The sequence below is a fragment of the Streptomyces doebereineriae genome, assembly GCF_031845645.1.
GTDB classification, from domain to species: Bacteria; Actinomycetota; Actinomycetes; order Streptomycetales; family Streptomycetaceae; genus Streptomyces; species Streptomyces canus.
Genome location: NZ_JAVREZ010000014.1, coordinates 197,324 through 213,123, shown reverse-complemented (window position 1 = coordinate 213,123; position 15,800 = coordinate 197,324). Strand labels below are relative to the sequence as shown.

The following is a 15,800-nucleotide window of genomic DNA, read 5'->3' as shown; positions in this document are numbered from 1 at the left end:
CTTCCTACTGCCGCGGCTTCTTCCCGTCCAGCTCGTTCCACCACTCGTCGGACTTCGGGTCGCCGGAGGGGTCGTCCCACCAGCGGTCGTCGGGCCCGCGCCGGTTCGCGACGACCGCGGCGAGCGGCGGGATCACCATCGCCACCACGCACATTCCCACGGCCACCGGCACCGACCAGAGCCGCACGACTCCCCAGGCCAGGACGAACAGCCCGATGCATGTGCCCATCATGGCGAAGTAGACATGCCGTCGTCGCGCCAACATAGGTCCAGCGTAGGCCTGGAAAGGCCGGAGGGCCGTACCCCAGGGGTACGGCCCTCCGGTGTCGGTCAGGTGCCTCAGACCGCGATCGCGACCTCGGCCAGGCCGCCCTGCTGGGCGACGACCGTGCGGTCGGCGGTGGCGCCGGGGACCAGGGCGCGGACGGTCCAGGTGCCCTCGGCCGCGTAGAAGCGGAACTGGCCCGTCGCGGAGGTCGGGACCTCCGCCGTGAACTCGCCGGTCGAGTCCAGGAGGCGGACGTAGCCCACCACAGGCTCGCCGTCACGCGTCACCTGACCCTGGATCGTGGTCTCACCGGGCTTGATCGTCGAGGCGTCCGGGCCGCCGGCCTTCGCTCCACACATGTCTTTCTCCAAAGAGGGGTCTGACCGGAAGGAAGGCCGGTCGGGTTGGACGGGTGTCTTACTTGTTGGCGCCGAGCTCGATCGGAACGCCGACCAGGGAGCCGTACTCGGTCCAGGAGCCGTCGTAGTTCTTGACGTTCTCGACACCCAGCAGCTCGTGCAGCACGAACCAGGTCAGGGCCGAGCGCTCACCGATACGGCAGTACGCGATGGTGTCCTTGGCGAGGTCGACCTGCTCCTCGGCGTAGAGCTCCTTGAGCTCGTCGTCCGACTTGAAGGTGCCGTCGTCGTTGGCGTTCTTCGACCACGGGATGTTGCGCGCGGACGGGACGTGGCCCGGACGCTGCGACTGCTCCTGCGGCAGGTGGGCCGGGGCGAGCAGCTTGCCGGAGAACTCGTCGGGGGAACGGACGTCGACCAGGTTCTGCGAACCGATGGCCGCCACCACGTCGTCGCGGAAGGCGCGGATGGACTTGTTCTGCGGCTTCGCCGAGTAGGTCGTCTCGGTCCGGTCCGGGACCTCCTCGACCAGCTCGCGGGCGTCCAGCTCCCACTTCTTGCGGCCGCCGTCGAGGAGCTTGACGTTCTCGTGGCCGTACAGCTTGAAGTACCAGTAGGCGTAGGACGCGAACCAGTTGTTGTTGCCGCCGTAGAGGATCACCAGGGTGTCGTTGGCGATGCCCTTCGCCGACAGGAGCTTCTCGAAGCCCTCCTGGTCGACGAAGTCGCGGCGGACCGGGTCCTGCAGGTCCTTGGTCCAGTCGATGCGGATCGCGTTGCGGATGTGGTTCTTCTCGTAGGCGGACGTGTCCTCGTCCACCTCCACGATCGCGATGTCGGGGTTGTCGAGGTTGGCCTCGACCCAGTCGGCATCGACCAGGACGTCGCTGCGGCTCATGCTCTTTCTCCTCCGGGGCAGTTGCGGCGGGGCGTGCGGAAGGGTGCGCGGGGCGCACGGATGCCCTGGGGCGCCAGGGCGAGGGGATGCGGAGGTCGATGCCGTCCGCTCAGAAGGGGCGACAGAGCATGGCGGCGACGCGGCACAGGTCTACTGCCCGCCGCTTCGTGAGATCCGCCTGTCGCTTCATAGTGGTCGATCGTAGGGACGGACATACCGGCATGTCACCGGTGTGTCGCATGCTGAGATGCGATCGTCCGGAATATGGGACCAGAAAGCCGCCCGGCCGTGGTCCCACGGTCCCCGGGCGGCTGTAGTCGTCATCACATCTACGGTACGGACGTCACCGTCTCGCCTGTCGGACGCGCGGCGTCCGGCGTGCCGGGTACCGCGTACGGCCCGACCTCGTCCTACCCGGCGAGCTTGACGTCCGAACCCTTCACCGCGATCTCCACACCGTCCGCACCCGCTTCGACCTTGTCGAGCTTGATACCGCCCGGCAGGCCCTCGATCTTCTGGTCGAAGTCGGCGATCGAACGGACGTCGGAGTCGGCGAGGGTGATGTTGCCGAAGCTCGGGATCGAGTCGGCGTGCACCCGCACGGTGTCCCCGTCCACCACGCTGACGGTGCTGAGCACGGAGACGGGCTGCTCCAGGGCGCTGACCTTGATGTCGACCTTGATCTTGCCGTTGCCGCCGTCGGAGAGGCCGACGACCTTGGCGGTGACGCCCAGCGGCAGCTGGGTCTCCTCCGACTTGGCCGCCTTCAGCAGCTGGTCGTAGGCGATCGTCGCCGAGCCGGCGGCGGTGGAGGCGGTGGCGGAGCTGTAGTCGCCGGAGAACGCGACGCCCTTCATGGCGGCGTTCAGGTCGTCGATGCGGATCGTGCCGCCGCTGGTCCCGGTGTCCGCGTCGTAGTCCTTCATCCCGACCTCGACGTCGTCGAGCTCACCGCCGGCCACCTGGGTCAGGAACGGGAACCCCTTGATGTCCACGCTCGGCGTCGTGGTCAGCCCCTCCTGCGCCTTCAGCCGGTCCGCGACCTCGCCCTCCGCGAAGTGGACCGCCAGACGATCGGCGGCGACGAACAGCCCGCCGAGAATCACGGCGATGATCAGAAGTATTCGCAGGGCGCGCATGCGGTGGGTCCCCCCGGGGCGGCGGTCTTGTCGACGGACGGGTGGCCGTCCAGCGTGAGACTAACCCCGCCGGGTAAGACGCCCGGCAAATTGTCGATCACCTGTGACAGGCCGCGGTCCGGCTCGGTGTCCGCTCAGTAGACGAGCGCCTGCGTCTCCTCGGCGAGCGCCTCCTGGACGAACACCTGCGCCCCCGCGATCCGTACGCCCTCGATGACGTCCTTCTCCGTGATGTCCCGGCGGGCCGCGCACTGCGTGCACAGGGTGAGCCGTCCGCCGGCGAGGATCGAGTCCAGCAGGTCGGGCAGCGGGGCCGCGTGCGGCAGCTCGAACTCGGCGGCCCGCCCCGGCAGCGCGAACCACGCCGACTCCCCGGTCAGCCACAGCGAGACGTCCACCCCACTGGCCACGGCCACCGCCGCCACGGTGAACGCCTGCGAACAGCGCTCGGGGGCATCGGCCCCGGCGGTCACCTTGATCACGAGCTTCTTCGCCATGCCGGCAGCGTAGTGCGTACGGCGGTCACGTCGCCGCGACGCAACCCGGACGGCGGCGAGTGCCTGGACGTTGCCCACGTGTCCGGATCGTGATCAAGTCGGCGTACAACCCTCGGTGTTGACCAGCAGTCTCCTGTGAAGCGCGCATACGGAATGCGCGCTTCACGTCTTGTGGGGAACGCGTTGGACGTACTCGAAGTACCCGAAGAGCCCGAGATACCCGAAGAGAGACCCCGAGCGCGACGCCGGGGCCGTACGACACTGCTGATCGCCGCCGCGGCCGTACTCGGTGTCGTCGCCGGGACGTGCACGGGATATCTGATCCAGGCCGACCGTGAGCCGACGAAGCTGGCCTCGCTCTCCCAGCCGACGCTCGCCCAGGCGAAGGGCCCGGCGCCCGAGCCGCTGTCCGTCTCCCAGGACCGCCGGGTGAAGACCGACGGCGATCTGCGCAAGCTGCTGCTGAAGAAGCCGGCCGGAGCGAAGACCGGCGACTGGGTCAGTGACGACCGCTGGATGACGCTGGCCGAAGTCGCGGAGACGGCCGACAAGCCGGGCGGGGCGTTCGGCGACCTCGTCTCCAAGGAGTTCCGCCGCGCGGCGGACACCGGCTGGCGGGTCGGCAGCACGTACGGCGTCGAGATCCGCCTCGTGCAGTACCGGCAGGAGGAGACGCCGGAGGCCTCCGACGCGGCCGACGGCGAGAACTACTACGAGGACTCCAAGGCCGGTACCAACAGCTGGCCGGTGCCGGGCAGCGGGAACGCCACGGCGTACGTCCACACGAGGCCGGACACCGAGCCCGGTTATCTGCCGCAGTACAACGCCGCGGCCGTCGCCTGGCGCGGGGACATCCTCATGAAGATCTTCGTCTGGGACACCAAGCCCATATCGAAGGCGAAGATCATGGATCTGGCCGAGCGGCAGGTGAAGAAGCTGTGAGCGAGAGCGAGAACCAGCAGGTGGGTGAGGTCGGCCCCGCCGAGCTCACCGCCTCAAGCGAGCCAGTCGAGCCGGGAGCGCCTGCCGCGAAGCCCGTCCGCCGTGGCCGTGTCGCCGCAGTCATCGGGTCCGTGGTGCTGGTCGCCGCCGCCGTCGCCGGGGTGGGCTGCACCGTGGTCACCGTCGACGGTGCCGACCGTGACGCGGGTGCTCCCGTGTGGAAGTTCCCGAAGGGCGGGGTCGCCAAGACGACGGCGGCGCCCCTGAAAGGGCTCGCGGGGATGCTCGTGCCGTACGGCGCCGACGGGTGGAGCCGCGGGCCCGACATCGGGCAGTACGGCTACGAGGCCCAGCTCAGCGGGGCCGAGGCCGTCGCCCTGAACAAGGAGTCGCTGAGCGGGCTGCCCCGGACCGAGCGCAAGGCGCTGGAGAAGCAGATCGACAAGCAGCGCATCACGGGCATCGCGATGCGCAGTTACGTCAGCACCGACCAGTTCGCCTCCGTCTACACGGACAAGGCCTCCACGGTCACCATCGAGCTGACGCAGTTGGACAACAAGGCGGCCGCGCGCGGGATCACGAAGTTCCAGAACGACTTCCTCGACGCGCTCGGCGATGTTCTGCGCGACGGGCCACGGATCGAGGGCCACAAGGACGCGCGCTGTTTCCTGACGCCCAAGGACGCCGACACCAAGCTGGACTCGATGTACTGCTTCGCCCTCCAGGGAAACGTCCTGGTCGACTTCACCGCCGACAGCGCCAGGCCCATGCAGCAGAGGGGGATCTCGATGCTCCTGCGCGAGCAGCTCGACCGGATCGCGGAGCCGGGGGAGTCGGTATGACCGACCAGACGGAAGAAAAGCCTGACCTCGTGTTGGAGCCGGAGCCCGAAGCGGTGCCCGTACTCGACGTACCCGGCACCGCGCCCCTCTCCGCACCGGAGCCCGCACCCGCCCCCGCACCCGCCCCCGCCCCGAAGGACCGCCGTGTCCTCCGGGCGACCCTGCGCTGGACCGCCGCGGTGCTCACCTTCGCCGTGGTCGGAGCCGGTACCGCGTACGGGATCTCGGGGATGGAGCGGACGGACCTACCGGGACTGGCGACGAAGGCGGACGGGCGGTGGGTGTATCCGACGCTGACGAAGGCGCCGTTGCCCTCCGGAAAGCCGGGACCGCTTGCCAAGGAGAACAAGGCCGGCAGTCACTACGCCGATCTGCGGGCCCTGGTGCTGCCCGCACCGAAGGGTGCGACCGAGGACAAGGCACTGCGCGGCAAGGACGGCTGGCTCGCGCCGAAGGACCTCCTCGCGGAGTACGGCGAGAAGGAGGACCGCGAGGAACTGGGGGACAAGCTCTCCGACAACGGTCTGCGGCACATCGCGGCCCGCGGCTGGACCACCCCGGACGGTACGCACACCCGGATCTATCTGCTCCAGTTCGACACCGCGGCCGTCGTGGACGACCTGTTCGGCAAGGACATCGCCCCGTACGGCAGCCCCGGCTACGAACTGCGCGACGCCGCCACGTCCGTCTCCGACGAGCACTTCCCGAGCGCGGCCCGGATCCAGGACATCACTGCCTCCGTCTACGTCGAGTCCAAGCCGTACGGCAGCGAACAGACCCGGCACGCCTACCTGTCCTCCGGTGACGTACTCGCCCTGGTCGTCCAGTCCCGCAAGGGCGCCGCGAACCCCGTCCCCTTCCAGCAGACCGTGACCCTCCAGTCCCAGCTCCTCGGCTGAGGAGACCCCTACGGCCCCCCGGGCCCCGGCCGCGTAAGCTGGGGCCCGGCCCGTGTACATGCATCGCACCACGCTCATCCGAGGAGCACCCCGTGGAGATCTTCTTCGAAGCCCTGCTGGTCCTGGTCTGCGTCGGCGTTCTCGCCTTCGCCGGGCTGACCGTGAAGAAGCTGTACCAGGGCCAGCGCTGACCCCCCTCTAGGAACCGCCACTCATGATCGAGATCCCGTCCGACCTCCACAAGGACCTCGTCCCGCTCGCCTTCCTGCTCGGCAATTGGGCGGGCGCGGGCGTGCACGACTTCCCCGGCTCGGAGAAGTGCAACTTCGGCCAGGAGGTGACCTTCGGCCATGACGGCCGGGACTTCCTGGAGTACGCGTCCCACACCTGGGTGCTGGACAACGACGGCAACAAGGTCCGCCCGCTGGAGTCCGAGCACGGCTTCTGGCGCATCGACGCCGACCGCAAGGTCGAGGTGACGATGGTCCGCGACGACGGTGTCGTCGAGATCTGGTACGGCGAGATGGCCGCCCAGAAGCCGCAGATCGACCTGGTGACCGATGCCGTCGCGCGTACGGCCGCCTCGGGGCCGTACACCGGCGGCAAGCGTCTGTACGGCTACGTCAAGAGCGACCTCATGTGGGTCGGTGAGAAGCAGACCCCCGAGGTCGAGCTGCGCCCCTACATGTCGGCCCACCTGAAGAAGGTCGTCACCCCGGAGGAGGTCGAGCGCTGGGCCAAGGCCCTGCCCGACGATCTTCCGGACGACGGGATCGCCTTCTTCAAGTAAGCCTTCCGCCGAGTGGTCATAGACTTTCCGGTGTGGTGAGCACCGATTGGAAGAGCGACCTGAGGCAGCGCGGCTACCGGCTGACCCCGCAGCGCCAGCTTGTCCTCGAAGCTGTGGACACCCTGGAGCACGCGACCCCCGACGACATCCTCACGGAAGTGAAGAAGACGGCGTCGGGGGTCAACATTTCCACCGTCTACCGGACCCTGGAGCTCCTGGAGGAGCTCGGTCTGGTCAGCCACGCCCATCTCGGGCACGGGGCGCCGACGTATCACCTCGCCGACCGCCACCATCACATCCACCTGGTCTGCCGCGACTGCCAGAACGTCATCGAGGCGGACATCAAGGTGGCCGCCGACTTCACCGCGAAGCTCCGGCAGGAGTTCGGTTTCGAGACCGACATGAAGCACTTCGCGATCTTCGGCCGCTGCAAGGACTGTTCTCTCAAGGCTTCAACTACCGAGTCGTAGGCTTAGTCATATGAAGAGCCCTCTGCTGTCCCTGCCCGGTGCCGTCCCCGCCGAGGGTGTGGACGAAGGTGTCGCCGCGCACTACGGCGACCTGTTCCGCGAGCAGCGCGCCCTCGCCGAAGGCACTGGATTCGTCGACCTCTCGCACCGCGGGGTCGTGTCCGTCACCGGCGACGACCGCCTCAGCTGGCTGCACCTGCTGCTCACCCAGCACGTCAGCGACCTCCCGACGGGCCAGGCCACCGAGGCGCTCATCCTCTCCGCGCACGGTCACATCGAGCACGCCCTGTATCTCGTCGACGACGGCACGACCGTCTGGGCGCACGTCGAACCCGGCACCCAGGGGGCGCTGGTCGCCTACCTGGAGTCGATGAAGTTCTTCAACCGGGTCGAAGTCGCCGACCGCACGGACGAGTTCGCCATCGTCCACCTTCCCGCCGGTTCCATCGCCGAGGTGCCGGAGGGGGTCGTCGTACGCGAGACGCCGTACGGCCGCGATCTCTTCCTGCCGCGCGCCGACCTGGAGTCGTACGCCGAGAAGTCCGGTCCCGCGGTCGGCCTGCTGGCCTACGAGGCGCTGCGGGTCGAGCACCACCGCCCGCGCCTCGGTTTCGAGACCGACCACCGCACGATCCCGCACGAGCTCGGCTGGATCGGCACCGCGGTGCACCTCCAGAAGGGCTGCTACCGGGGGCAGGAGACCGTCGCCCGGGTGCAGAACCTGGGCAAGCCCCCGCGGCGCCTGGTCTTCCTGCACCTGGACGGCAGCGAGGTGCACCTGCCGCCCGCAGGGACCGACATCCGGCTCGCGGACGAGGGGCCCGACGGCCGCAAGATCGGTTTCGTGACCACGTCCGTACGGCACCACGAGCTCGGCCCGGTGGCGCTCGCCCTGGTCAAGCGGAACGTCCCCCTGGACGCGCGCCTCGTCGCCGACACGACGGCCGCGGCCCAGGAAGTCGTCGTGGAGCCGTAGGACCACCGCGAAGGGTCAGATCTCCAGCAGGACCGTGAACGGGCCGTCGTTCGTCAGGGACACCCGCATCCGCGCCCCGAAGCGGCCGGTGGCCACCGTCGCTCCCAGGGAGCGGAGCTGGGCGACGACCTCGTCGACGAGCGGCTCGGCGATGTCGCCGGGGGCGGCGGCGTTCCAGGTGGGGCGGCGGCCCTTGCGGGCGTCGCCGTACAGGGTGAACTGGCTGATCACGAGCAGCGGGGCGTCGATGTCGCTGCACGACTTCTCGTCGTGCAGCATGCGCACCGTCCAGAGTTTGCGGGCGAGTTGGGCCGCCTTCTCCTTGGTGTCCTCGTGGGTGACCCCGACCAGGACACACAGCCCCTCGCCGCTGATCTCCCCGACCGTCTCACCGTCGACGACGACGCTCGCGCCGTCCACCCTCTGTACCACTGCACGCATGTGCCCATCATGCCGGTCGCGCAGGAAGTACCCGTGTTCGGGTTTATTTTTGATCCTTAACCCCCCATCTGGGGCCGTTCGGGGGCACTCGGTCACATAGCGGCCACTTGGGGTGGCACGATGCTTCCACACGCCGGTCGAGGGGACGGTAGAGGCGCATGAGCACACCGAGTACCGGGCAGCAGGGGCCGCCCGTCCGCGTTGCCCACAGGGCGGAGCCGGAGACACCCCGGCCGCCCGCGCAGCGTACGGACAGTCACCTGCTGCCCCCAGATCCGATCGAACATGATCTCGCCACGTTGAGCCTGCCCGAGCTGCGCATTCTGCGCCGGGACGCCCAGCGCGACGAGGCCGACCTCAGCTACGTCCGACGGCTGCTGCAGGGCCGTATCGACATCCTCCGCGCGGAACTGCTGCGCCGGTCCCCGACGGGCGCGGGCTCGGTGCTCGAGCACCTCCCCGAGGCCTCGGTGTTCGACCGGCTCCCGGAGATCCTCACCGACGCCCCGGCCCGCCACCGCTCCTCGGCCCGCCACGTCACGCTGGGCACCCCGCACAGCGAGGAGTACCGGCTGCTGGCCGCCGAGACGCTCGCCGAGGTCGAGCTGTCGGACCTGTCCGCGCGGACCGACCTGGAACTGAGCACCGCGATGGGTCGGCTCGTGCGGTACGAGCAGCAGGTGTCCGGGCGGCGGCAGCGGTTGCAGCGGACGGCGGACGAGTGCAGCGGGGAGATCGCGCGGCGGTACCGGGAGGGCGAGGCGCGGGTGGCGGATCTGCTGACCTAGGTTTTCTGATCGCCCTCTCCACGGGGTCTCTGCGGCGCAGGCTAGGGGTTGGCCGAATATGAGGAGCCCGTATGGGAGTGAACGGCGGACGAAGGCTCTCGCCCCAGGAGATCGCCGACGCCCTGCGGGAACGCATCCGCGTGGGTGACCTCAGGGCGGGCGACCGCCTCCCCACGCAGGCCGAACTCGCGGTGGAGTTCGGCGTGGAGCGGGGCGCGGTCCGCCAGGCGCTGCGCGCGCTGCAGGAGGACGGGTTGCTCAGCAATGTGAGCAAGGGGAGTCCGCCGCGGACCGCGGAGGTGCCGGTCACTCAGGGGGGCCCGCAGCCGACGATGGTGGCCCTGGCGCCCCGCCTGGCCGACGCGTTCGCCAGCCCACAGGTCCGGATCGACGCGGCCTGCCTCACGGCGGAGACGCTGATGGTGGCCCTGAGCGAACCGGTGCGCCTCATCCACGAGGGCCGGATCCGCCCCGAGTCCATCGATGTCCGCATCCTGCTGCCCTCCCGGGACATCAACCTGGCTTCCCCTGTGCCGGTGGAGGCTCCTGACGACGACAACCCGGTCCACCAGCGCTGGCTGGAGATGCGCAACGCCCAGGGCCACGTCCTGCGACACAACCTCCGTGCGCTGCGTTCCTCCCACGGGATCGACGTCAAGGTCAGATTCCGCGCCCTGCCGTTCACCCCACCGGTGAAGCTGTACCTGCTCAACCGGTCGGAGGCGTTGATCGCGTACTACATGGTCGCGCGCCGGGAGGAGGCCACTGATGCGGGAATTCTCGACATGTACGACGTCCTCGGCACGGAATCGCTCCTCTTCTCCTTCGCGAAGAACGCCGGCGAGCGTGACGCCGCGTTCGTGGAGCAATCGCAGAAGTGGTTCGACGCCCTCTGGGGAACCATCACGACGGACCTGACACTCTCCTAGTGACTCCTGAGACGACGCACACTGAACCGGTGACAGCAGAGACAGCACGACTGGCATCACTGGTCTCCTCCGCTCGGTACGTGCTCTGGGATCTGGACGGTCCGATCTGCCGGTTGTTCGCGGGGTATCCGGCGCATCAGATAGCCGGGGAACTCATGCAGAAGATCGATCAGTTGGGTATGGGTGCCCTGCTGACAGAGCAGGAACGATCAAGCAACGACCCCCAGGAAGCCCTGCGTGGCGTTCATGAACGACACCGGGGAAGTGACCTGGTCCTCGAGTTGGAGGAGTGGCTGGCCCGGCGCGAACTGTCGGCTGTTCCCAGGGCGATGCCCACCCCGTACGCCGACCCGCTGATCAGGACATGGTCGGCGCGCGGGGTCAGGTTCGCGATTACCACCAACAACGCGGCAGTCGCGGCAGCGGCGTATGTCGAGAGCCGTCAGCTGGCGGACTGCTTCCCTTACGTCTACGGCCGCACGCCGAACCTCGATCTGTTGAAACCGAACCCGCACTGCCTGGAAGAGGCCATCAAGGCAATGCGAGCCGTTCCCTCGGACACGCTGATGTTCGGCGACGCGGCGACGGACCTCGAGGCTGCGCGCAGGGCGGGTGTCGCGTTCCTGGGCTACGCGCGTAACCAGTCCAAGGAGGGGCTCCTGAGGGACGCGGGGGCCGAGGTCGTCGTGGGTTCGTTGGAACAGGTATTGGACGTCATCCGGTCCACCTGAACTGCCCCGAATTTCCGCACGACACCATCCACGCCGTCGGCCTACCGTGACCTCATGACCCGCGCGCACTCTCACATCAACGACATAGACGTCCGACCCATCACCGAGGCCGAGTACCCCGAATGGCTGCGTGCCGTGCATGCCGGGTTTCTGCGGGAGCCGGCCGTGTCGGAGGCGGAACTGGAGGCCCGCAGTAGCCAGTTCGAGCCGGGGCGGCTGCTCGGGGCCTTCGACGGGGACCGTTGCGTGGCGACCTTCCGGTCCTTCGCGCAGGAGGTGACGGCGGTCGGTGGTGAGTTCGTGGCCGCCGACGCGATCACCGCCGTCACCGTGACCGCCACCCACCGCCGGCGCGGGCTCCTGACCCGCATGATGAACCAGGACCTCGCCGCCGCGAAGGAGCGCGGAGACGTCCTGGCGACGCTGATCGCCGCCGAGTACCGGATCTACGGCCGCCACGGCTTCGGCCCCGCCACCTCGGCCGCCGAGTGGACGATCGACGTCACGCGCGCCGGCCTCGACCCCCGTGGCCCGGATCTGGCCGGCGGCCGTATCGAGCTGGTGGAGGCCGGCGACGTACGCAAGCTCGGTCCGGAACTGCACGACCGGATGCGCCGTGCCACGCCGGGGGCGATCAGCCGGGACGACTGGTTCTGGCAGCTCAATACGGGGGCCGTACGCCCCGACCCGAAGTGGACCGAGCCGTTCTTCGCCGTGTACCGGGCGGCGGACGGCACGGTCGAGGGGCTGATGGCGTACGAGGTGGACGACAAGTGGGCCGACACCATGCAGCCGTTGAACACGGCGAGCGTGCGCAGCCTGATCGCCTCGACTCCGGCCGCCGAGCGTGCCCTGTGGCACTACCTGTGCTCGATCGACTGGGTCATGCGGGTCAAGAGCGGCTGGCGGGCCCCCGACGACCTGCTCCCGCACCTGCTGCTCAACCCCCGGGCGGCCGGGATCACCATGCAGTCGGACTGGCTGTGGGTGCGGATCCTGGATGTCGTACGGGCCCTGGAGGCGCGGACGTACGAGGGTGAGGGCGCGCTGGTGCTGGAGGTCGTGGACGGCTCCGGGATGGCCGGCGGCCGGTACCGGCTGGAGGCCTCGCCCGCCGGGGCCAGCTGTACGGCGACGACGCAGAGCGCCGATCTCACGCTGGACGTGCGGGAGTTGGCGACGCTGTGGCTCGGTGACGAGTCGGTGGCGCGGCTCGTGGCGCTCGGGCGAGTGCGGGAAGAACGAGCGGGCGCCGGCCGGGGGGCCGACGCCCTGCTGTATACATCCAGGCGTCCTTGGTGCCCGGACATGTTCTGAGCTCCCTTCTGGCGGGGACGGGTGGGCTGTTGCTTCGCATCCGTAGCGAGCTGTTCAGTTGTGGCTGTTCAGTTGTGGCTGTGCGGTGTGTGCAGCTGTCGCTGCTGTTCAGTTGTCGGTGTTCAGTTGTGACTGTGCAGACCGACCGGGCTCCCGGCTCCCCTCCGGAAGGGAGCCCGATCAGCCGGATCCTGGGCCCGGCGGGCGGGCGTCATCCGGACTGGGCGAGCAGCATCACGAGGATGACCGCTCCGATGCCGCCGATCGCGACGTTCTTGGACTTGACGCCGATGGTCAGCGCGACGAACGCGACGATGCCCATCGCACCCCACTTCCACTGCACAAGTGCCTCGAAGCCGACGGCGAGGGCGGCGATGGCGACTGCGATGAACGGCATGACGGTCCCCCCTTCGGGACGGTGGCCCCTGTCGGCCGCCGAGGTGGCCAACCTTGTGAAGTTTTGACCATGTTTCTCAAGGTTGCTCAAGTTGGCGACCAACTTCACTGTACTTATCTCCGCTTGGATGCGGCTCATAACCACCTTCCGGTGAACTGCCCAAAGATGGCGGGAAGTTGTAGTGTTTGGTTGTGGACCCGAAACACGCCTCCGTCAATGGACGGAAGAGGTCACAGCGGCCACACACGTCACCTCGCGAGGTGGCCGACGAGCTCCGCGCCCGGATCCGGTCCGGCACGCTGCGGGCAGGTCAGCGCATGCCCACACAGGCGCGGCTGGCCGACGAGTTCGGCGTCGAGCGCGGGGTCGTACGGCAGGCGCTGCACCTGCTGCAGACGGAACACCTGCTCACCAACGTCTCCAAGGGAAGCCCGGCGACCGTCGCCCCCGACCTGGGGCTCAACGGGGCGCCCACCGGCCCCGGAGCCGCCCCGCAGCCCACGATGGTCGCCCTCGGTCCCCGGATCGCCACCGCCTTCGCGGCCCCGCACGTCGAGATAGACGCCCTGTGTCTGACGTCGGTGTCCCTCAACCTCGCCATCGGTGAGGGGCTGCGTCAGATCCACGCCGGACGACTGAATCCGGCCAAGATCGACGTCCGCGTCCTGCTGCCGGGCCGGGACATCGACCTCGCCTTCCCGGTGTCCGTCGAGGACCGTGGCGACGACGACCCGGTCCAGGAGCGCTGGCTGGCCCAGCGCAACGCGCAGGGGCAGGTCCTCCGGCACAACCTTCTGGCCCTGCGTGCCACGCACGGCATCGACGTCCACGTCTCCTTCCGCGCCCTGCCCTTCACACCACCGGTGAAGCTGTACCTCCTCAACGGCATGGAGGCGCTGTTCGCGTACTACACGCTGACGCGCCGCAAGGAGGAGATCGACCACGAGCACCTGGAGCTGTACGACTCCGAGGGCACCCAGTCGATGCTGTTCGCCTTCGAACAGGGCGCCGGCCTGCGGGACACGACCTTCGTGGAGCAGTCCCACCTGTGGTTCAACGCACTGTGGGAGACGATCAGTTCGGAGCTGGCGCTCACGAGCTGACGTCTCCCACAGTGGCGGATCCGGGCGCGTTCGGGTCATAGGGCGGGCCCCGCCACCAGCAGAGCGAGCACCACGGCCCCGGTCGAACTGATCGCGGGGTTCTTGGCCTTGATGCCGATGGTGAGCAGAAGCATCCCGATGATGCCGCTGGCGCCGTACTTCCACTGCAGGGTCTGCTCGACGCCGACTACGAAGACGGCGGAGAGGATGGCGAGGGCCGGCATGTTGGTTCCCCCTTCGGACTTACGGGCGGGCGAGGCGGGCGACGAGAAGGTAAAACTTCCGCCAACTCATCCAAGTTGGCAACCAACTCTGCCTATGTTGTCCCCACTTGGTTGGGGTTGATAAACAACTTCCAGACAACTCCCCATAGATGGATTGGAGTTGTAACGTTTGGTCGTGACCCAGGAGAACGTGGCAGTGAACGGCAGCAGAAGGCTCTCGCCCCAGGAAATCGCCGACACCCTGCGGGAACGCATCCGCGTGGGTGACCTCAGGGCGGGCGACCGCCTCCCCACCCAGGCCGAACTCGCGGAGGAGTTCGGCGTGGAGCGGGGCGCGGTCCGCCAGGCGCTGCGCGCACTGCAGGAGGACGGGTTGCTCAGCAATGTGAGCAAGGGGAGTCCGCCGCGGATCGCGGAGCGGGTGCCAGGGTCGGCGGGGGAGCCGCAGCCGACGATGGTCGGCCTGGCCCCCCGCCTCACGGACGCCTTCTCCAGCCCACAGGTCCGGATCGACGCGGCCTGCCTCACGGCGGAGACCTTGATGGTGGCCCTGAGCGAACCGGTGCGCCTCATCCACGAGGGCCGGATCCACCCCGAGTCCATCGATGTCCGCATCCTGCTGCCCTCCCGCGACATCAACCTGGCCTTCCCCGTACCGGTGGAGGCTCCCGACGACGACAACCCGGTCCACCAGCGCTGGCTGGAGATGCGCAACGCCCAGGGCCACGTGCTGCGACACAACCTCCGTGCGCTGCGTTCCTCCCACGGGATCGACGTCAAGGTCAGGTTCCGCGCCCTGCCGTTCACCCCACCGGTGAAGCTGTACCTGCTCAACCAGTCGGAGGCGTTGATCGCGTACTACATGGTCGCGCGCCGGGAGGAGGCCACGGATGCGGGAATTCTCGACATGTACGACGTCCTCGGCACGGAATCGCTCCTCTTCTCCTTCGCGAAGAACGCCGGCGAGCGTGACGCCGCGTTCGTCGTTCAATCGCAGAAGTGGTTCGACGCCCTCTGGGAAACCATCACGACGGACCTGACACTCTCCTAGTGACTCCTGAAACGACGCACACTGAACCGGTGACAGCAGAGACAACACGACTCGCATCACTGGTCTCCTCCGCTCGGTACGTGCTCTGGGACATGGACGGGCCGATGTGCCAGTTGTTCGCGGGGTATCCGGCGCATGAGATAGCCGGGGAACTGGTCGCCATGATCGACGGGTTGGGCATGGGCGCCCTCCTGACCGCGCAGGAACGATCCGGCGACGATCCACACGTAGCGCTGCGCGGTGTCCATGAACGGCATCGCGGCAGCGATCTGGTTCTCGCGCTGGAGGAGTGGCTCACTCGGCGCGAACTGGAGGCCGTCTCCAAGGCGATGCCCACCCCGCATGCCGACCCGCTGATCAGGACATGGTCGGCGCGCGGGGTCAGGTTCGCGATCACCACCAACAACGCGGCAGTCGCGGCAGCGGCATACGTCGAGAGCCGCGGACTGGCGGACTGCTTCCCCCACGTCTACGGCCGCACGGCGAACCTCGATCTGATGAAGCCGAACCCGCACTGCCTGGAAGAGGCCATCAAGGCCATGGGCGCCGTTCCGTCGGCCACGCTGATGATCGGTGACACCGCGACGGACCTCCAGGCCGCCCAGCGGGCCGGGGTGTCGTTCCTCGGCTACGCGCGTAATGCGGAGAAGGAGCAAGTCCTCAGGGGTGCTGGTGCCGAGGTCGTGGTGCGCTCGTTGGAGCAGGTGCTGGAAGTCCTGCGCAAGCTTTCCTGAGTTGC

21 protein-coding genes are annotated in these 15,800 nt (G+C 68.4%); 13 read left to right on the top strand and 8 right to left on the bottom strand.

The window, feature by feature from the left end:
* Positions 1 to 4: 4 nt before the first annotated feature.
* From RNB18_RS34215 to RNB18_RS34195, 5 genes are all read right to left on the bottom strand, one after another.
* Positions 5 to 265 carry a DUF3099 domain-containing protein gene (locus tag RNB18_RS34215; protein ID WP_311717971.1) on the bottom strand — a complete coding sequence of 87 codons (261 nt, stop codon included), beginning with the start codon at positions 263 to 265 and terminating at the stop codon, positions 5 to 7.
* 74 nt (positions 266 to 339) lie between these two features.
* A complete protein-coding gene (locus RNB18_RS34210) occupies positions 340 to 627 on the bottom strand; it encodes a DUF1416 domain-containing protein (protein ID WP_020122955.1) in 288 nt (95 codons plus the stop codon).
* A 58-nt stretch (positions 628 to 685) separates the two neighbouring features.
* Positions 686 to 1,525, bottom strand: coding sequence for a sulfurtransferase (locus RNB18_RS34205; RefSeq protein WP_311717970.1), 840 nt, complete (start codon positions 1,523 to 1,525; stop codon positions 686 to 688).
* Between the two features lie 410 nt (positions 1,526 to 1,935).
* Positions 1,936 to 2,664 (bottom strand): LmeA family phospholipid-binding protein, encoded by a 729-nt coding sequence (locus RNB18_RS34200; protein WP_311717969.1) that lies wholly within the window; start codon positions 2,662 to 2,664, stop codon positions 1,936 to 1,938.
* Between the two features lie 134 nt (positions 2,665 to 2,798).
* Positions 2,799 to 3,161, bottom strand: coding sequence for a DsrE family protein (locus RNB18_RS34195; RefSeq protein ID WP_037711040.1), 363 nt, complete (start codon positions 3,159 to 3,161; stop codon positions 2,799 to 2,801).
* 183 nt (positions 3,162 to 3,344) lie between these two features.
* Here RNB18_RS34195 and RNB18_RS34190 point away from each other — a divergent pair, with 183 nt between their 5' ends.
* The 6 genes from RNB18_RS34190 (at position 3,345) to ygfZ (ending at position 8,080) form a co-directional block, all read left to right on the top strand.
* The gene (locus tag RNB18_RS34190) at positions 3,345 to 4,103 is read left to right on the top strand and encodes a hypothetical protein (RefSeq protein ID WP_311717968.1); all 759 of its coding nucleotides are present in this window, start codon (positions 3,345 to 3,347) and stop codon (positions 4,101 to 4,103) included.
* Positions 4,100 to 4,945, top strand: a complete 846-nt coding sequence (locus RNB18_RS34185; protein WP_311717967.1) for a hypothetical protein — start codon at positions 4,100 to 4,102, stop codon at positions 4,943 to 4,945. The genes RNB18_RS34190 and RNB18_RS34185 overlap by 4 nt, the downstream gene beginning before the upstream one ends.
* On the top strand, positions 4,942 to 5,844 hold the full coding sequence (locus RNB18_RS34180; protein ID WP_311717966.1) for a hypothetical protein: 903 nt from the start codon (positions 4,942 to 4,944) through the stop codon (positions 5,842 to 5,844). The genes RNB18_RS34185 and RNB18_RS34180 overlap by 4 nt, the downstream gene beginning before the upstream one ends.
* A gap of 214 nt (positions 5,845 to 6,058) precedes the next feature.
* Positions 6,059 to 6,634, top strand: coding sequence for an FABP family protein (locus tag RNB18_RS34175; RefSeq protein WP_059206787.1), 576 nt, complete (start codon positions 6,059 to 6,061; stop codon positions 6,632 to 6,634).
* A gap of 32 nt (positions 6,635 to 6,666) precedes the next feature.
* The gene (locus RNB18_RS34170; RefSeq protein WP_057608747.1) at positions 6,667 to 7,104 is read left to right on the top strand and encodes a Fur family transcriptional regulator; all 438 of its coding nucleotides are present in this window, start codon (positions 6,667 to 6,669) and stop codon (positions 7,102 to 7,104) included.
* A gap of 10 nt (positions 7,105 to 7,114) precedes the next feature.
* Positions 7,115 to 8,080, top strand: a complete 966-nt coding sequence (gene ygfZ, locus RNB18_RS34165; RefSeq protein ID WP_311717965.1) for a CAF17-like 4Fe-4S cluster assembly/insertion protein YgfZ — start codon at positions 7,115 to 7,117, stop codon at positions 8,078 to 8,080.
* Between the two features lie 15 nt (positions 8,081 to 8,095).
* Here ygfZ and dtd read toward each other — a convergent pair whose 3' ends face one another.
* Entirely contained in the window at positions 8,096 to 8,521 is a 426-nt protein-coding gene (gene dtd, locus RNB18_RS34160) for a D-aminoacyl-tRNA deacylase (RefSeq protein ID WP_311717964.1), read from the bottom strand.
* A gap of 158 nt (positions 8,522 to 8,679) precedes the next feature.
* On the opposite strand from dtd, the gene RNB18_RS34155 reads away from it, so the two are divergent.
* The 4 genes from RNB18_RS34155 (at position 8,680) to RNB18_RS34140 (ending at position 12,286) form a co-directional block, all read left to right on the top strand.
* Positions 8,680 to 9,309, top strand: coding sequence for an RsiG family protein (locus tag RNB18_RS34155; protein WP_311717963.1), 630 nt, complete (start codon positions 8,680 to 8,682; stop codon positions 9,307 to 9,309).
* Between the two features lie 71 nt (positions 9,310 to 9,380).
* Entirely contained in the window at positions 9,381 to 10,238 is an 858-nt protein-coding gene (locus tag RNB18_RS34150) for a winged helix-turn-helix domain-containing protein (protein ID WP_311717962.1), read from the top strand.
* Between the two features lie 80 nt (positions 10,239 to 10,318).
* A complete protein-coding gene (locus RNB18_RS34145; RefSeq protein ID WP_311717961.1) occupies positions 10,319 to 10,969 on the top strand; it encodes an HAD family hydrolase in 651 nt (216 codons plus the stop codon).
* Positions 10,970 to 11,023: 54 nt separating this feature from the next.
* On the top strand, positions 11,024 to 12,286 hold the full coding sequence (locus RNB18_RS34140) for a GNAT family N-acetyltransferase (protein WP_311717960.1): 1,263 nt from the start codon (positions 11,024 to 11,026) through the stop codon (positions 12,284 to 12,286).
* A 211-nt stretch (positions 12,287 to 12,497) separates the two neighbouring features.
* Here the strand turns inward: RNB18_RS34140 and RNB18_RS34135 are convergent, their stop codons facing one another.
* Positions 12,498 to 12,683: a hypothetical protein gene (locus RNB18_RS34135; protein WP_057608742.1), complete on the bottom strand. Its 186-nt coding sequence runs from the start codon at positions 12,681 to 12,683 to the stop codon at positions 12,498 to 12,500.
* Positions 12,684 to 12,868: 185 nt separating this feature from the next.
* Between RNB18_RS34135 and RNB18_RS34130 the strand changes: the two genes are divergently transcribed.
* Positions 12,869 to 13,786 (top strand): winged helix-turn-helix domain-containing protein, encoded by a 918-nt coding sequence (locus RNB18_RS34130; RefSeq protein WP_311717959.1) that lies wholly within the window; start codon positions 12,869 to 12,871, stop codon positions 13,784 to 13,786.
* Positions 13,787 to 13,821: 35 nt separating this feature from the next.
* On the opposite strand, the gene RNB18_RS34125 is transcribed toward RNB18_RS34130, so the two are convergent.
* Positions 13,822 to 14,010 (bottom strand): hypothetical protein, encoded by a 189-nt coding sequence (locus tag RNB18_RS34125; protein WP_266517371.1) that lies wholly within the window; start codon positions 14,008 to 14,010, stop codon positions 13,822 to 13,824.
* 169 nt (positions 14,011 to 14,179) lie between these two features.
* On the opposite strand from RNB18_RS34125, the gene RNB18_RS34120 reads away from it, so the two are divergent.
* Both RNB18_RS34120 and RNB18_RS34115 read left to right on the top strand, forming a co-directional pair.
* Positions 14,180 to 15,061, top strand: coding sequence for a FadR/GntR family transcriptional regulator (locus tag RNB18_RS34120; RefSeq protein ID WP_311717958.1), 882 nt, complete (start codon positions 14,180 to 14,182; stop codon positions 15,059 to 15,061).
* Complete coding sequence (locus RNB18_RS34115) at positions 15,010 to 15,795, top strand: HAD family hydrolase (protein WP_311717957.1); 786 nt, start codon at positions 15,010 to 15,012, stop codon at positions 15,793 to 15,795. The genes RNB18_RS34120 and RNB18_RS34115 overlap by 52 nt, the downstream gene beginning before the upstream one ends.
* Positions 15,796 to 15,800 lie beyond the last annotated feature (5 nt).

Excerpts from the sequence above, each read along its gene's own strand:
- RNB18_RS34215 (WP_311717971.1), bottom strand. The coding sequence starts at position 265 with ATGTTGGCGCGACGACGGCATGTCTACTTCGCCATGATGGGCACATGC.
- RNB18_RS34210 (WP_020122955.1), bottom strand. The coding sequence starts at position 627 with ATGTGTGGAGCGAAGGCCGGCGGCCCGGACGCCTCGACGATCAAGCCC.
- RNB18_RS34205 (WP_311717970.1), bottom strand. The coding sequence starts at position 1,525 with ATGAGCCGCAGCGACGTCCTGGTCGATGCCGACTGGGTCGAGGCCAAC.
- RNB18_RS34200 (WP_311717969.1), bottom strand. The coding sequence starts at position 2,664 with ATGCGCGCCCTGCGAATACTTCTGATCATCGCCGTGATTCTCGGCGGG.
- RNB18_RS34195 (WP_037711040.1), bottom strand. The coding sequence starts at position 3,161 with ATGGCGAAGAAGCTCGTGATCAAGGTGACCGCCGGGGCCGATGCCCCC.
- RNB18_RS34180 (WP_311717966.1), top strand. The coding sequence starts at position 4,942 with ATGACCGACCAGACGGAAGAAAAGCCTGACCTCGTGTTGGAGCCGGAG.
- RNB18_RS34175 (WP_059206787.1), top strand. The coding sequence starts at position 6,059 with ATGATCGAGATCCCGTCCGACCTCCACAAGGACCTCGTCCCGCTCGCC.
- ygfZ (WP_311717965.1), top strand. The coding sequence starts at position 7,115 with ATGAAGAGCCCTCTGCTGTCCCTGCCCGGTGCCGTCCCCGCCGAGGGT.
- dtd (WP_311717964.1), bottom strand. The coding sequence starts at position 8,521 with ATGCGTGCAGTGGTACAGAGGGTGGACGGCGCGAGCGTCGTCGTCGAC.
- RNB18_RS34155 (WP_311717963.1), top strand. The coding sequence starts at position 8,680 with ATGAGCACACCGAGTACCGGGCAGCAGGGGCCGCCCGTCCGCGTTGCC.
- RNB18_RS34150 (WP_311717962.1), top strand. The coding sequence starts at position 9,381 with ATGGGAGTGAACGGCGGACGAAGGCTCTCGCCCCAGGAGATCGCCGAC.
- RNB18_RS34140 (WP_311717960.1), top strand. The coding sequence starts at position 11,024 with ATGACCCGCGCGCACTCTCACATCAACGACATAGACGTCCGACCCATC.
- RNB18_RS34135 (WP_057608742.1), bottom strand. The coding sequence starts at position 12,683 with ATGCCGTTCATCGCAGTCGCCATCGCCGCCCTCGCCGTCGGCTTCGAG.
- RNB18_RS34125 (WP_266517371.1), bottom strand. The coding sequence starts at position 14,010 with ATGCCGGCCCTCGCCATCCTCTCCGCCGTCTTCGTAGTCGGCGTCGAG.